Source organism: Streptomyces sp. bgisy100 (genome assembly GCF_057709105.1).
Map to the genome: position 1 here is coordinate 1 of NZ_JBYITE010000053.1, position 14,301 is coordinate 14,301.

Genomic DNA, 14,301 nt, shown 5'->3' on the forward strand with positions numbered 1-14,301 from the left:
ACCGGGGCTTTTGGCAGGGGCTGCCCCCGCGAAGGGCCCCGGTGCCGGCGGGAACAGCTGTGCCGGCTGGAACAGCTCCGGTCCCGGGGACGTGGGGAGGGGTGGGGGGTTCCGGAAGCTTCCGTGTATTTGTGGCCCCCAGGGCCGTAAATATACGTTCCGGAACCCCCCACCCCGCAGGCCCCGGCACCCGGCACCACGACCCCCCGCGGACCCGGCAAATCCAGCGGGCCCAGGAAAACCCGCGGCCCCGGGAAACCCACCGGCTCCAGGAAACCCTCGGGCCCGAAACCCGCGATCCACGAGGAAACCCGCCCGCCCGAAGAGACCACCGGGACGGGGGACTCCACCGGGGAAGCCTGGGCATTGCCCCGCTCCACCGTCCGCCGCGGCCTCTATCCTCTGCGTAGTTGGGGAACCAGGGGGAGGGGGACGGGACATGGACGGACTGAGGTCCGATGACCCGCAGCGGATCGGGGCGTACCGGCTGCTCGGAAGACTCGGCGCGGGGGGCATGGGGCTGGTGTACCTGGCCCGTTCGGACCGCGGCCGTACGGTCGCGGTGAAGCTGGTCCGGCAGGAGCTGGCCGAACAGGAGGAGTTCCGCCGGCGCTTCCGGCAGGAGGTTCAGGCGGCGCGCCGGGTCGGCGGCGCGTGGACTGCGCCGGTGCTGGACGCCGACACCGAGGCGCCCACGCCCTGGGTGGCGACCGGCTACATCGCCGGGCCCTCGCTGCAGAGCGTCATCGCCGGGCACGGACCGCTGCCCGAGCGGTCCGTACGGTTCCTGACCGCCGGGCTGGCCCGCGCGCTGATGGACATCCACGGCGCCGGGCTGATCCACCGCGATCTGAAGCCGTCGAACGTGCTGGTCACCATCGACGGGCCGCGCGTGATCGACTTCGGTATCGCCCGGGCCCTGGAGAGCGTGACCGGCGACGGGCACGGGCTCACCCGCACCGGCTCGCTGGTCGGCTCGCCCGGCTTCATGTCACCCGAGCAGGTCCGCGGCGAGCGCATCACCGCGGCGTGCGACGTGTTCTGCCTCGGCTCGGTGCTGGCGTACGCGGCGACCGGCAAGCTGCCGTTCGGCTCCGCGTCCAGCGGGGTCGCGCTGATGTTCCGGATCGCCGAGGAGGCGCCGAACCTGGACGCGCTGCCGGAGGGGCTGCGCGAACTGGCCGCCGACTGTCTCGCCAAGGACCCGGCGCAACGGCCGACCCCGGCCCAAGTGCTGGAGCGCACGGACGCCGAAGCGGCCGCCGGGGAGCCCTGGCTGCCGGGCGGTCTCGTCGCCGAGCTGGGGCGGCACGCCGTCCAGCTGCTGGACGCGGAGAACCCGGAGCCGCCGCCCGCACCGGCAGCTGCCCCAATGCCCGCTGCCGTACCGCCCGCCACGGGACAGCCCGTTCCCGGTCAGCCGGCTCCCGGTCAGCACGGCGGCGGCCCCGCTACCGGTCAGCCCGGCACCGGCCCCGCTCCCGGGCCGTCGGCGCCGTCCACGGGCGGGGTGCACGCCCTGCCAACGATGATCTCCGCGCCCGGCACGCCGCCCCCGGGCCAGGGCACCCCGCCGTACGGGCCGCCGGCCGGCGCCGGGGCGTACGGCTACCCGCAGCCCGGTCACGGCCCCGCGGCGGCCGGCGGCTACGGCTACCCGCCCGCGGGGTACCCGGCGTCCGGATACGCCGCGCCGCAGCACCCCGGCCCGTACGCCACCACCGTCGGGTACGCACCCGAACCGGAACCGCGGCGGCGCCGGACGACCGTCCTGATGGTGGCGGTCGCGCTGGTGGTGGCGGTGGCCGGCGGCACCACCGTCTACACCGTGATGCAGCAGGGCCACACGGGCGGCGGCGCCCGGCAGGACTCCGTGAACGCCCGGCGGTCCGGTGAGCCCGCGACCTCCGGCAAGGAGTCCGGAACGTCGTCGGAGAGCGCGTCCGGCGGCATCCCGCGGCAGTACCTGGGCACCTGGGAGGCGCGTCTGGGGGCGGGCGGCTCGGACGTGCGCCGGTTCACGCTGCGGCAGGGCGACCCCGGGGACGCGGTCTTCACCATGACCGCGGACGGGACGAACTACCACTGCTCGTTCGCCGCGACGCTGCGGTCCGTCGGCCCGCCGGTCCAGTTGGAGCCGTCCACGGTGACCGCCGGAACCGCGCAGTCCTGCAAGGCGGGGCCGGTGACGACGCTGGAGCTGACCGACTCGGGTCACCTGCGGCGCACCTTCTCCGACGGCAGCGCCGCGGTGCTCACCTACTCCAAGGTGGACTGACACTCCGACGCTCACCTGCACTGAGGTGGGCCGGTACCCCGATGCTCACCTGCACCGAGGTGGGCCGATACCCCAACGCCCACCTGCACCGAGGTGGGCCGAGCGGCCTCACGGCGGGCCGAGCGCCCCGGCCGTGGGACGAAAACGGCGCTGCCGCTGCCGGCCTCAAGGGCCGGGCAGCGGCAACGCCGTCCGTGGAGCGGTGGGCCGCCCTCAGATGAACGAGTTGATCTCGATCGTCTCGGTGCGGCCGGGGCCGACGCCGATCGCGGAGATCGGGGCGCCGGACATCTCCTCCAGCGCCTTGACGTACCCCTGCGCGTTCTTCGGCAGGTCGGAGAAGGTCTTGGCCTTCGTGATGTCCTCGGACCAGCCCGGCAGCATCTCGTACACCGGCTTCGCGTGGTGGAAGTCGGTCTGGCTGTAGGGGAGTTCCTCGACCCGCTTGCCGTCGATCTCGTACGCCACGCACACCGGGATCTGCTCCCAGCCGGTGAGCACGTCGAGCTTGGTCAGGAAGAAGTCGGTCAGGCCGTTGACGCGGGTCGCGTAGCGTGCGATAACCGCATCGAACCAGCCACAGCGCCGGTCGCGACCGGTGGTGACCCCACGCTCACCGCCGATGGTGCGCAGCGCCTCGCCGTCCTTGTCGAACAGCTCGGTCGGGAACGGACCGGCGCCGACGCGCGTCGTGTACGCCTTGAGGATGCCGATCACCCGGCTGATCTTCGTCGGGCCGACGCCGGCACCGGTGCAGGCGCCGCCCGCGGTCGGGTTCGAGGACGTGACGAAGGGGTACGTGCCGTGATCGACATCGAGCAGCGTGCCCTGCCCGCCTTCGAAGAGGACGACCTTGCCCTCGTCGATGGCGTTGTTCAGGATCAGCGTGGTGTCGGCCACGTAGCCGCGGATCCGGTCCGCGTAGCCGAGCAGCTCCTCCACGACCTGGCCGGGCTCGATCGCCCGGCGGTTGTAGAGCTTGGCCAGGATCTGGTTCTTGAAGTCGAGGGCCGCGTCGACCTTCTGCTCCAGGATCGACTCGTCGAACAGGTCCTGGACGCGGATCCCGACGCGGTTGATCTTGTCCGCGTAGGCGGGACCGATGCCCCGGCCGGTCGTACCGATCTTCCGCTTGCCGAGGAACCGTTCCGTCACCTTGTCGACGGTCGTGTGATACGGCGTGATCAAGTGCGCGTTGCCGCTGATCAGCAGCTTGGAGGTGTCGACGCCGCGCTCGTTCAGCCCGCTCAGCTCGGAGAGCAGGACCGCCGGGTCGACGACGACACCGTTACCGATGACCGGCGTGCAGTCGGGCGAGAGAATCCCGGAGGGGAGGAGGTGGAGCGCGTACTTCTGGTCGCCGACGACGACCGTGTGGCCGGCGTTGTTGCCGCCCTGGTAGCGCACCACATAATCCACGGAGCCACCGAGCAGATCAGTGGCCTTTCCCTTGCCCTCGTCACCCCACTGAGCACCGAGCAGCACAAGTGCGGGCACAGGCGTACACCCCTTCCGGGCGGGGCATGTCCAACGTGCACGGCGGCGATCGCACGGCGTAATTCGCCGCGCCCCGCCACCAGAGCCGTCGAACCGGTGCCCCGGATAGACGAAGCCCCTGGCGCAACAGCGACAGGGGCTCTTGCACCGAGAGATTACCTGAGGAAGGACCGAGGTGTCGGCTCCAGCTTCCACCGGACACCCCCTGCTCGTCGTCATCGACCCCGTCGCACGGCGGACCGACGGCGAGGCCGTGCGGATCGCGAAAGATGTGCTGTGCGCCGGCGCGACCGCGAAAATCTGCCTCCCGGACGGTCCCGAGGAGGTCGCGCGGGCACTGTCCCGCCGGGGCAGTAGGCGGCCGGTGGTGGTCGGCGACGACGCGGCGCTGCTGCGCATCGTCGGGCTGCTGCACCGGGAGCGGGTCCTGGGTGACGCGGCGCTGGCGCTGGTCCCGGTCGGGGCGTCGCCCTCGTCCGTGGCCCTGGCGGGCGCCCTGGGCGTGCCGACGGGCCCGGTCGCCGCGGCCCGCGCGGTGCTGGACGGGGTGGACCGCGAGCTGGACCTCCTGGTGGACGACAGCGACGGCGTGGTCCTCGGCGGCCTGACCGTCCCCGACCCGTCCCTCTCCCCCGGCCGCACCACCCCGCGGCCGTGGTGGGAGCCGGGCCTGCGAACCTGCCGCTCCCTGGTCCGCACCCTGGCGGGCCAGCGCACGGGGGCTGCGGGGGCGCGGGCTGCGGATGATCCGGATGGTGCGGGTGGTGTGGACGGTCGTGGCGGGGCGGACGGGGCCGACAGTGCTCACGGGGCGGACGGGTCTCCTGACGCGGACGGCTCTCGCGGGACCGACGGGTCTCATGGGACTGACAGGTCTCGTGGGGCAGATGGGTCTCGCGGGACGGACGGGCTCGGCGGAACCGGCTGGATACTCGGCACGGGCCGGCCGACCGGGACGGACACATCAGGCGCATCGCTGTTGGCGGGCGTGCCGCCGCAGCCGTCCCCGGCGGGCTTCCCGGCGGATGCGGCCGCGGGCCACGGGCTCGGTGACGGCGGCACCCACCGGCTGCGGGTCGAGGCCGACGGCGTGGTGCTGGTCGACCTGGACCAGCCCGTCGCGGGCGTCTCGGTGACGACCGGTGGCGGCCGGGGCGGCGAAGCCGACGGCCTGGTGCAGGTCGTCATCCGCCCAGCCACCGAGGACGGCCCGAAGCCGCTGACCGCCCGGGCCCGCACGGTCACAATCTCCGGCCCCGACTTCCGCTACCGCGCGGACGCCCTCCTCCGCGGCCCGGTCCGCACCCGCACCTGGACGATCCTCCCGAGCGCGTGGCGGCTGACGCTGCCGCGGGGGTGAGGCGGGGGGCCTGACGGGGGGGCCTGGCGGGGGCCTGGCCGGCGTGGTCCGGTGTGATGCGGTCCTGGCCGGCGGGCCGCTGAGCTCCGGGCCTTACGGCATCGATGGTGGCGATGGCGTGGATGCCGTCGATGGTGCACGTGCAGGCGCAGGCCTATGGGTGGGTGCAGCCGTCGCCTGCAGGGGCGCAGGCGTGGGAGGAAGGGTCAACGGGCCGGACTCCGTCAGCACCTCGGCCCATACGGTCTTGCCCACGACCGCGCGCGGCATCACACCCCACCGGGCGGCCAGGGCATCCACCAGGAGAAGCCCACGGCCGGATTCGTCGTCGGGGCCGGGAGCCGGGGCCATCGAGCCGGCGGCCCCGTGCCATTGCGGACCGGCGTCCGAGACCTCGATGCGGATCAGTTCGGCAGCTGCATCCCAGGCGAGACGCAGCCGGAAGTCCCGACCGGGTACGCGCCCGTGCCGCACGGCGTTGGCCGTCAACTCCCCGACCAGCAGGGCGACCGTGCACGAAGGGTCCGACGCGGGCGGGTGACCCCACTCCGCCAGACGCCGCACGGCGAGCCGCCGGGCGAGCCGCGCGCCTCGGGGCGACGAGGTGAACTGCATCGCGAACTCCCGGCTCTCCGTCCCGGCGGCTGCCGCCCCGGCATCCCCGGCCTTCCTCTCCCCGTCCTCGGCCTCCTTCCCTTCCGCCTCCCTCTCCTTGCCCTCCACGCCGCGTGGCCTCGCGGGGCTCTCCGTCTCCCGCTCCCGCTCCCGCTCCGGGCCATTGCCCGCCAGTGCCTTGGTCTTGAGCACGGTGCCGTCCATCCCAGTCGTTCGATCCTGCGCACGAACCGCAGCGTGTGCGGATCGTGACGTTCCGTGCTCAAGAGTCGTCCGCCGGGCCTAGGCTCGGAAGGGGATGAAGCCTTACCTTTCCGGCTGTAAGGAACGGAAGTGAACCCATGGCCAAGGGCATTGAGCCGGCTGAATCGATGGCGGCACTCTTCGGGGCGCGCGTCCGCAGGCTTCGGACGGCGGCCGGGCTGACCCAGGCGGAACTGGGCGAGAAGACCCACGTGGTGAGCACCCGGATCACCCAGATCGAGCGCTGCTCAGGGGCCAGACCGACCCGCGAGATGGCCCAGGCCCTGGACCGGGCGCTCGGGGCGGACAACCTGCTCGTCGACTTATGGCCGCACGTTCACCGGGAGGCGTTTCCGGACTGGTCGAGAGCGTTCATGGCCCATTCGGCCAGGGCGGTGGCGATCGGTGAGTATGCGGCCCATGTGGTGCCTGGCCTGTTGCAGACCGAGGACTATGCACGGACGGTTCTGCGGCTGGACGCCCTACTCAGCGGCGAAGAACAACTCGAGGAGCGGGTAGCGGCCCGCATGGGCCGCCAGGAACGGTTGACGTCCCCAGACTCCCCCTATCTGTGGGTCGTCCTGGACGAGGCCGTACTGAGACGCCCGGTCGGCGGACAACGCATCATGCAGGCGCAGTTGGCACGCCTATTGGAGGCGGCCAGCGAGCCTCGTGTCACCATCCAGGTCCTGCCCTTCGATCAAGGCGAGCACGAAGCCATGGGCGGTTCGCTGACCTTGTTGACTCTGCCGGACACCACCGAGATGGCCTACACGGAAGGCGCGGACTACGGCCAACTCATCGAAGAACCGGCAGATGTTCGCCGGTACTCAGTCATTTACGATCGGCTGCGGGCAGCGGCCCTGCCCCCGCTCATGTCACTCGACATGATCCGGTCCGTGATGGAGGGCAACCACGGTGAAACGAGTTTCCCGTCTCGATCTGACCGGCGCCGCTTGGCGCAAGAGCAGCTACAGCAACCAGGCAGGGGGAAACTGCGTCGAGGTCGCCGACGGATTCCCCGGCCTCGTCCCCGTCCGTGACAGCAAAGACCCCAGCGGTCCGGCGCTGGTCTTCCCCGTCGACGCCTGGGCTGCGTTCATAGCTGACGTCAAGGCCGACCGGCGCATCTGAGTCGTCCCGAAACCGGAGGGCATCGACCATGAACCGAATGTCCCGTCCCGACCTGACCAATGCCAGCTGGCGCAAGAGCAGCCACAGCAACCAGGCAGGCGGCGATTGCGTCGAGGTCGCCGACGGACTGCCCGGCCTCGTCTCCGTCCGCGACAGCAAAGACCCCAACGGCACAGTGCTCGTCTTCACTGCGGCTTCCTGGGCCACGTTCATCGATGAACTGAAGATTGCAGCCGAGGCCTGAGTCCATCGGCCACCGATCTGCGCCTGCCGGGCACGCCGGGACCCCGTCCACGGGGTCCCGGCAGCCTCGTACCCCCAGAATTCCAGCAAGGAATGGGGAAGGTCGCCTCATCAAACGCTGGGGTCCCGCCTCACTTCCCTCGGCAAACTGTTGCGGGCAACCACGTCACCGCAGCTTCCCGTCCCGTCTACGCCCCACCCCCGCTCTCGTCAGCGACCCCACGGAGACGTGATGACCGCCCAGCACACGCGCGACGCTTCCGTCACCGACCGCGGCCTTCTTTCCAGCAAGGCGTACGGCTCCGGTCAGCACCTGGCTGCTCGCCAGTCTCTCTACGCATGGCAGACGCCGCGCCACGACCTTCCGGGCATGGTCGTGGACGAGTTGGCCGGGGTAGGTGGCCGGGTCGCTGATGTGGGATGCGGCAACGGAAAGTTCGTACAGCGCCTTCGCGAGAAACGCCGCGACTTGACGGTGATCCCTATGGACGTCTCTCAAGGCATCCTCGGCGATATTCCCGGAGCCGTCGTCGCAGACGCTCAGCAACTACCCATCGATGGTGAGTCACTTGGTGCTGTGCTCGCGCTGCACATGCTGTACCACGTGGAGGACCGGTCCCGGGCTGTGCGCGAACTGGCTCGTGTCCTGGCACCCGACGGCATCGCGATCGTTTCCACCAATAGCCTCACCGACAAGCGGGAGCTGGAGAACCTCTGGCGCCAGGCCGCAGGTGACGTTCTGGGCATCCCGGAGGGGCCGGCCCGAGTGCAGTTGTCAGCGCGCTTCACTCTGGAGGACGCTCCGGCGATGCTCGGCGCGTTCTTCACCGAAGTCCGCACGATCCCCCTCCCCGGAGTGATCGCGGTTACCGATGCTGAACCGGTCGTCGCCCACTTGGCCTCGTACGCAGCCTGGGCTGATCAGATGGGCGTCCCGTTCCGCGAAACCCTCGACCGCGCACGCGAACGAATTAGCGAGACCATCCGCACAGAAGGTGCTTTCCGCATCCATTGCCTTGGTGGCTTGCTCGTCTGCCGCGGTCCTCACCCGGCGAGTACGTAGACGCCCCAGTCCGCACGGACCAAGTGGGGATCAGCAGCGCCTTATGGAGGCCGACACCGTTCGAGCCGACGCACGCCTCCGGCACGTGCGGTCCCCAGCCGACCACCCCCTCGCCCGCCGCGCACCGGTCGTCGCTGGGTCCCCAGGGCCAGGACCGGCCTCGCCGGACCCCCGTCCACCGGGCTCCGGTGGGCCGCGTGGCTCCCCAAAGGACCTGGGGAAAGAACCCCAACCCTCCCTCCCCTCCCGCCACATCACCCGGACGGGTGACCGGCTTGCGGGTGGGGGAAGCAGGCGGTTACGTTCGCCGCGACAAGCGAAAACGAATACGGCCCCCGGCCGGGACTGGCATCCCGATCGAGGGCCTCACCGATCAGGAAGTGATCCCTTCCCGATGGCTGGACCGCAGTCTAACGCGCGCCTGCGCGCTGACGCCGGGTCACCGACCTCCGGCGTGATCCATCTCCGCACCCGTCTCACCGCCGACTTCACCGTGATCGCCAACACCTTGGCGCAGCGCCGCGGAAGCGCGGTCACGGTCGGCGTCGCGGCGTACATCCTCTCCCTGCCGGACGGCGCCCCCGTGAGCATCGCGGCCCTGTGCCGCCACTTCACCGAGGGCGAGATCCTCATCTCGCGGGCGCTCCGGGAGCTGGAGGCGGCCGGGTATCTGGAGCGGCGCCGCGTGCGCGGGCCCGGCGGGGTGATCCGTACGCGGACGTTCTTCAACGATGTGCCGGGAGACGCACCCACCGGCGACGTGCCGAGGCGCGGTCCCTTACCCCGGTCCGGCCCCGCACAGCCGACACCGCCCGCGCGGTCCGGCCTCGTACAGCCGACGCCCACACGGTCCGCACCGCCACCCGCTGCACGCACCCCGGAGACGCGCTCCACGCGCTTCACACAGTCCACTCGCCTCGCGCAGCCCACGGCGCCCGCGCCTGGGTCCGTCCCTGCGGTCCCGCCGGAGCGTATGGATGCGCCGGACCCCTCGCTCTCACCTCCGGCCCCGGAACGGGAACCGGTCGGGGAGAGAGAACCTGCCCTGGAACGTGAACCAGCCCCGGAGAGCGAACCCGCCCCGGAGCAGGGCCCAGTGCCGCGAACGGACCCACGGGCCCTGGTCATCCTCGCCTCGCTGCGCATCCGCGACCCCCGGCTGATCCTGTCCCGGCGGGAGGTCGACCGGCTCGCCCCGGCCGTGAGCCTGTGGCTCGCGCGAGGGGTCGGGCAGAAGGAGATCACCGATCTCCTCACCACCGGACTCCCGGACCGTTTCCGGGCGCGGCCGGCCCGCATCCTGGCCTACCGGCTCGACGAGCCACCCGTGGCCGCGCCGCCACCGAGCACTGTCGTACCAGACGCCCCCGCCAAACCCGTCGTCCTGCCCTGGCAGACCTGCGACGGCGGCTGCGAACGCGCCTTCCGGGCGGCGGAACCGGGCTGTTGCCGCGACTGCCGTGTCAATCATCAAAGCCCTGCGGTCGCCAGCCGTCACGAGCCTCTGTCGGCAGCCTGCTGAGCACGAACCAGGCAACAGGACTCGACCGTCTACTGAGCGGCATGCCGCATCGGGGCGTCCCCACACCAACGGAGCAGCTCTTGATCGACAGATGTACCGATGGTCTGCTGACACCTGCCGAGACCTGCTCCTACCTGGGCATCCCTTCATCGGTGCTTGCCTGCTGGCTGGCGGACACCGCTGCCGGTGCTCCGCTCGTGCACCACGTGGCCCCCGTCCGCAATGGGCAGCCTTCGGTGCCGTTCATCGGGGTGGCCGAGGCTCACGTCCTGCGTTCGCTGGACGCGCTCGGACTGCGCATGAGCGAGATCAGGGAGGCGGCAGCCGTGGTGCGGGACGCCTTCGCGACTCCCTTCGGTCTGGTCTCGAAGCGGATGGAAACCGAGGGTGCGGACATCCTCGTCACGCCCCGTTTCGCAACGCTGCCCGAAGCCCGGCGGGCCCCGCAGGGGCGGACTTCGGTACAGGACGCTGTGGCCGACTGTCTCCGCTGCCTCAGCTGGGAAGCGGACGACGACTTCCCGTCGAGTCTGCGACTCCGGCAGTACCCGGACTCCGTTCCGGTCGTGATCGACCCGCGGTTCGGTCACGGACTGCCGGTGATCGCGGCCAATCGCGTCCCGGTGACGGCGGTCACCGACCTCCGGGAGGCCGGGGAGACGGTGGAGGAGATCGCCTTCGGGTTCGGCATGGCTCCGGAACAGGTCGACGCGCTGTGCCGCGCGGCGACGCTCCAGCGGGACCGTGACCGGCTCGCCGAACTGGTCGAGTGGCTGGAGGCCGAGCACGGGCCGGTCACCGAGGACGAACGCACCGCTGCGCTGGAGGAACTGGCCGATCTCGATGCGGAGCACCTGCGTCGCGCGGCTCGTGGGCCCCACCGGGGCAGTGCCCTGTGATGGAACGAAGCAGCGCCGGATGACTCGTCACCCGTGCGCCAGGAGTCGGATGTCAGCACCCGGGTTCTCCGGGCCGACCTCTCCCCGAAGCCGGTGTGTCCGCCCCGGCCCGCGGGCTCACCGCCAGGCCGTGGCCCCGCCGCGCGCCTCCTGGCGTTCGCGCCAGCGGTCCATGATTCCGGTCAGTTCGTTCTGCAGGAACTCGAAGAACTCGGCGGTCTCGGCGACCCTCGTTCCGGCCGGGCTGTCGGGGCCAAGAGAAGCGGCGCCCTCGCGGAGGGTCTTCTCCCAGCGGGTCAGGACCTGGTCGCGGTGGGTGAACGTCTCGTACCAGAGCTCGTTGTGCAGCCGGTAGCGGTCGCGGCGTGAGCCGGGCTCGCGCTCCCGGCCGACCATGTTGACCTGGGTCAGGTAGCTGATCGCGCCGGAGACGGCGGCCGGGCTGATCCGCAGCTGCTCGGCGAGTTCGGCCGAGGTGAGTGAGCCGGAGTCGGAGGCGAGCAGGGCCGCGAAGACGCGCGCGGCCATCCGCTGCATCCCGGCCGCGGTCAGCTCGGCGGCGAACCGTTCGACGAACCGGGAGACCGCGTCCTCGTCACGCCGGTCCGTCGGCGCCGCGGGGGCCGCCGTTCCGGTCCGTTCCGGACGGCTCTCCGCTCCGTCCGCCCTGCTCACGCTGTCGGTCACGCCTCATCCTCTCCCCTGCTCAACGCCGCCTCCCGAGTTTATACGCTTCCTTAACTTCACAAGTTTCTGAAAGTAGCGTACTTTCAGAAGCATGACCAAGGCCCTCTCACCGGAGCCGGCGATCCACACGGCCGGCCTGCACAAGTCCTTCGGCCGGACGCACGCGCTCGACGGTCTCGACCTCGACGTGGCGACCGGCGAGGTCCACGGCTTCCTCGGCCCGAACGGCGCCGGGAAGTCCACCACCATCCGCGTCCTCCTCGGTCTGCTGCGGGCCGACCGCGGCACCGTCCGGCTGCTCGGCGGGGACCCCTGGCACGACGCCGTCGAGCTGCACCGCCGGATCGCATACGTCCCCGGCGACGTCACCCTGTGGCCGAACCTCTCCGGCGGCGAGGCCATCGACCTCTACGGCCGGCTGCGCGGCCGGCTCGACCCGCACCGCCGCGCCCGGCTCCTGGAGCGTTTCGAACTCGACCCGACCAAGAAGGGCCGCGCCTACTCGAAGGGCAACCGGCAGAAGGTCGCCCTGGTCGCCGCGTTCGCCTCCGACGTCGACCTGCTGATCCTCGACGAGCCCACCTCGGGGCTGGACCCGCTGATGGAGGAGGTGTTCCAGAGTTGCGTCGCGGAGGAGCGGGAGCGCGGCCGGACCGTCCTCCTCTCCAGCCATGTGCTGAGCGAGGTGGAGGCGCTGTGCGACCGGGTCAGCATCATCCGCCGGGGCCGGACCGTGGAGAGCGGATCGCTCGCCGACCTGCGGCATCTGACCCGGACGTCGGTCAGCGCCGAGCTCGCCGGGCCGCCGAACGGGCTCTCCCGGCTCCCCGGTGTGCACGACCTCGACATCCAGGGGAGGCGGGTGCGGCTCCAGGTCGACACCGACAAGCTCGACGGGGTGCTGCGGCAGCTGAGCGAGTCCGGGGTGCGCAGCCTGACCAGCACGCCGCCCACGCTGGAGGAACTGTTCCTCCGGCACTACCAGGACGGGGAACCGGGCGGGGAGCGGAACGGCGGCCGGGCCCCAGGGGGCGCAGGATCCGGCGACTCCGCCTCCGGTGACGCGCGGACGGCGGCCGTCCGGTGACCGCCGTCGCCCACGCCCCGTCCGCCCGGGCCCTCCCGGGCCGCCGCGGCGGCCTCGCCGGGACGGGCACGCTGCTGCGGCTCGCCCTGCGCCGGGACCGCGTCATGATGCCCGTCTGGGTACTCGCCCAGACCGCCGTCGTCGCCGGGACCGGCTCCTCGCTGGAGAAGCTCTACGACACGGCGGCCAAACGGGCCGACGTGGCACAGTCGATGACCACCAGCAGTTCGCTGCGCGGCCTGTACGGGCCGGTGTTCCAGGACACGATGGGCGGGCTGATCGCCTGGCGGTCCCTCGGTTTCGGCACGGTGCTGGCCGCGCTGATGAGCCTGATCATCGTGGTCCGGCACACCCGCGAGGAGGAGGACACCGGCCGTCAGGAACTGCTGTCCTCCGCCGTGGTGGGGCGCCGCGCCCCGCTGACCGCGGCCCTGCTCGCCGCGGCGGTGGCCAACGCACTGCTGGCGCTGCTGGTCGCCGCCACGGCCTCCGGGTACGGCGCGTCGGCGGCCGGCTCCCTGGCGCTCGGCCTGACCCTGGGCGCGGTGGGCATGGCGTTCGCCGGTGTCGCGGCGGTCGCGGCGCAGCTCACCGAGGGCGCCCGGCCCGCGAAGGGGCTGGCCGGGGCCGTACTGGGGCTGGCATTCGTGCTGCGCACGGCGGGGGACGTGGTGTCCGACGACGGCTCCTCCCCGTTCGGCTGGGCGTCGCCGCTCGGCTGGGCGGAGAACGTCCGGCCTGCCGCCGACGAACGCTGGTGGATCCTGCTGCTGCTCGTCGCGCTCACCGCGGCGACGACGGCCACGGCTTTTGCGCTGGCCGGCCGCCGGGACCTCGGCGCGGGCTTCCTGCCGTCCCGCCCCGGCCCGCCGGCCGGCCGGATCGGCGGGACGTACAGTCTGGCGCTGCGGCTCCAGCGCGGCTCGCTGCTCGGCTGGGCGGCCGGATTCGCCGTCGCGGGCCTGGTGTTCGGGGCGATCACGGACGGCGCCGCCGAGCTGGTGGACGACAACGAACAGACCCGCGCGATCATCGACCGGATGGGCGGCCATCAGGGCCTCGCGGACTCCTCGCTCGCCGCGATGACCGGCATCCTCGGCATGGTGGCCGCCCTGTTCGCCGTGGGCAGCGTGCTGCGGCTGCGGTCCGAGGAGACCGCGGGACGCGCGGAGCCGGTCCTCGCCACCGCCGCGGGCCGGCTGCGCTGGGCGGGCAGCCATCTGGCCGTAGCGTTCCTGGGCACGGTCGTGGTGCTGTTCGCCTGCGGCGTCGCGATGGGCGTCGGCTACGGGGCGACCGCGGGCGGCCTGGGGGACGAACTCCCCCGCGTGCTGGGGGCGTCACTGGCCCAGGTGCCGGCGGTGTGGCTGGCGGCCGGGTGCGCGATGCTGCTGTTCGGGGCCCTGCCGAGGGCGACCCCGGTGGCGTGGGGAGTGGCGGGCGCCTGGCTCGGCATCGGCTGGCTCGGGCCGTCGGTCGAGCTGCCGCAGTGGGCCATGAATCTGTCGCCCTTCAGCCACCTGCCGAAGCTGCCGGGCGCCCAGGCGCACGCGGCTCCGTTCCTCTGGCTGACGCTGCTGGCGGCGGCGCTCGCGGGTGCCGGGCTGCTGGCGTTCCGCCGCCGGGACATCGGCTGACCATCGTTTGCCCGTTGGCGGCCGGCTGCTCGGCCG

General features: G+C 72.0%; 11 protein-coding genes and 2 pseudogenes. 10 read left to right on the plus strand and 3 right to left on the minus strand.

The window, feature by feature from the left end; translation table 11 throughout:
• Nucleotides 1–439: 439 nt before the first annotated feature.
• Complete coding sequence (locus AC3EQ1_RS26640; protein ID WP_432096877.1) at nt 440–2,278, plus strand: serine/threonine-protein kinase; 1,839 nt, start codon at nt 440–442, stop codon at nt 2,276–2,278.
• 213 nt (nt 2,279–2,491) lie between these two features.
• Here the strand turns inward: AC3EQ1_RS26640 and AC3EQ1_RS26645 are convergent, their stop codons facing one another.
• Nucleotides 2,492–3,775, minus strand: coding sequence for an adenylosuccinate synthase (locus AC3EQ1_RS26645; RefSeq protein ID WP_432096878.1), 1,284 nt, complete (start codon nt 3,773–3,775; stop codon nt 2,492–2,494).
• A 175-nt stretch (nt 3,776–3,950) separates the two neighbouring features.
• Here AC3EQ1_RS26645 and AC3EQ1_RS26650 point away from each other — a divergent pair, with 175 nt between their 5' ends.
• Nucleotides 3,951–5,135, plus strand: coding sequence for a diacylglycerol kinase family protein (locus tag AC3EQ1_RS26650; protein WP_432096879.1), 1,185 nt, complete (start codon nt 3,951–3,953; stop codon nt 5,133–5,135).
• A gap of 228 nt (nt 5,136–5,363) precedes the next feature.
• Here the strand turns inward: AC3EQ1_RS26650 and AC3EQ1_RS26655 are convergent.
• A pseudogene (locus tag AC3EQ1_RS26655) lies at nt 5,364–5,750 on the minus strand (ATP-binding protein); the annotation flags it as partial.
• A gap of 371 nt (nt 5,751–6,121) precedes the next feature.
• Here AC3EQ1_RS26655 and AC3EQ1_RS26660 point away from each other — a divergent pair.
• From AC3EQ1_RS26660 to AC3EQ1_RS26685, 6 genes and pseudogenes are all read left to right on the plus strand, one after another.
• A complete protein-coding gene (locus tag AC3EQ1_RS26660; RefSeq protein ID WP_432096912.1) occupies nt 6,122–7,036 on the plus strand; it encodes a helix-turn-helix domain-containing protein in 915 nt (304 codons plus the stop codon).
• Nucleotides 7,005–7,127: pseudogene (locus AC3EQ1_RS26665) on the plus strand (DUF397 domain-containing protein); the annotation flags it as partial. The gene AC3EQ1_RS26660 and the pseudogene AC3EQ1_RS26665, both read left to right, overlap by 32 nt.
• Nucleotides 7,128–7,155: 28 nt before the next feature.
• Nucleotides 7,156–7,371, plus strand: coding sequence for a DUF397 domain-containing protein (locus AC3EQ1_RS26670; protein ID WP_432096880.1), 216 nt, complete (start codon nt 7,156–7,158; stop codon nt 7,369–7,371).
• A gap of 231 nt (nt 7,372–7,602) precedes the next feature.
• Entirely contained in the window at nt 7,603–8,433 is an 831-nt protein-coding gene (locus AC3EQ1_RS26675) for a class I SAM-dependent methyltransferase (protein WP_432096881.1), read from the plus strand.
• A 394-nt stretch (nt 8,434–8,827) separates the two neighbouring features.
• Nucleotides 8,828–9,955, plus strand: a complete 1,128-nt coding sequence (locus tag AC3EQ1_RS26680; protein WP_432096882.1) for a hypothetical protein — start codon at nt 8,828–8,830, stop codon at nt 9,953–9,955.
• 80 nt (nt 9,956–10,035) lie between these two features.
• Nucleotides 10,036–10,854, plus strand: coding sequence for a DUF433 domain-containing protein (locus tag AC3EQ1_RS26685; protein ID WP_432096883.1), 819 nt, complete (start codon nt 10,036–10,038; stop codon nt 10,852–10,854).
• 117 nt (nt 10,855–10,971) lie between these two features.
• Here AC3EQ1_RS26685 and AC3EQ1_RS26690 read toward each other — a convergent pair whose 3' ends face one another.
• The gene (locus AC3EQ1_RS26690) at nt 10,972–11,541 is read right to left on the minus strand and encodes a GbsR/MarR family transcriptional regulator (RefSeq protein WP_432096884.1); all 570 of its coding nucleotides are present in this window, start codon (nt 11,539–11,541) and stop codon (nt 10,972–10,974) included.
• Between the two features lie 91 nt (nt 11,542–11,632).
• On the opposite strand from AC3EQ1_RS26690, the gene AC3EQ1_RS26695 reads away from it, so the two are divergent.
• Together AC3EQ1_RS26695 and AC3EQ1_RS26700 are read left to right on the plus strand one after the other, a co-directional pair.
• The gene (locus tag AC3EQ1_RS26695; RefSeq protein ID WP_432096885.1) at nt 11,633–12,628 is read left to right on the plus strand and encodes an ABC transporter ATP-binding protein; all 996 of its coding nucleotides are present in this window, start codon (nt 11,633–11,635) and stop codon (nt 12,626–12,628) included.
• On the plus strand, nt 12,625–14,265 hold the full coding sequence (locus AC3EQ1_RS26700) for an ABC transporter permease (protein ID WP_432096886.1): 1,641 nt from the start codon (nt 12,625–12,627) through the stop codon (nt 14,263–14,265). Before AC3EQ1_RS26695 ends, AC3EQ1_RS26700 begins: the two co-directional genes overlap by 4 nt.
• Nucleotides 14,266–14,301 lie beyond the last annotated feature (36 nt).

Bases quoted from the DNA above. Each gene is read 5' to 3' on its own strand.
- AC3EQ1_RS26640 (WP_432096877.1), top strand. From the start codon at position 440: ATGGACGGACTGAGGTCCGATGACCCGCAGCGGATCGGGGCGTACCGG.
- AC3EQ1_RS26660 (WP_432096912.1), top strand. From the start codon at position 6,122: ATGGCGGCACTCTTCGGGGCGCGCGTCCGCAGGCTTCGGACGGCGGCC.
- AC3EQ1_RS26670 (WP_432096880.1), top strand. From the start codon at position 7,156: ATGAACCGAATGTCCCGTCCCGACCTGACCAATGCCAGCTGGCGCAAG.
- AC3EQ1_RS26675 (WP_432096881.1), top strand. From the start codon at position 7,603: ATGACCGCCCAGCACACGCGCGACGCTTCCGTCACCGACCGCGGCCTT.
- AC3EQ1_RS26680 (WP_432096882.1), top strand. From the start codon at position 8,828: ATGGCTGGACCGCAGTCTAACGCGCGCCTGCGCGCTGACGCCGGGTCA.
- AC3EQ1_RS26695 (WP_432096885.1), top strand. From the start codon at position 11,633: ATGACCAAGGCCCTCTCACCGGAGCCGGCGATCCACACGGCCGGCCTG.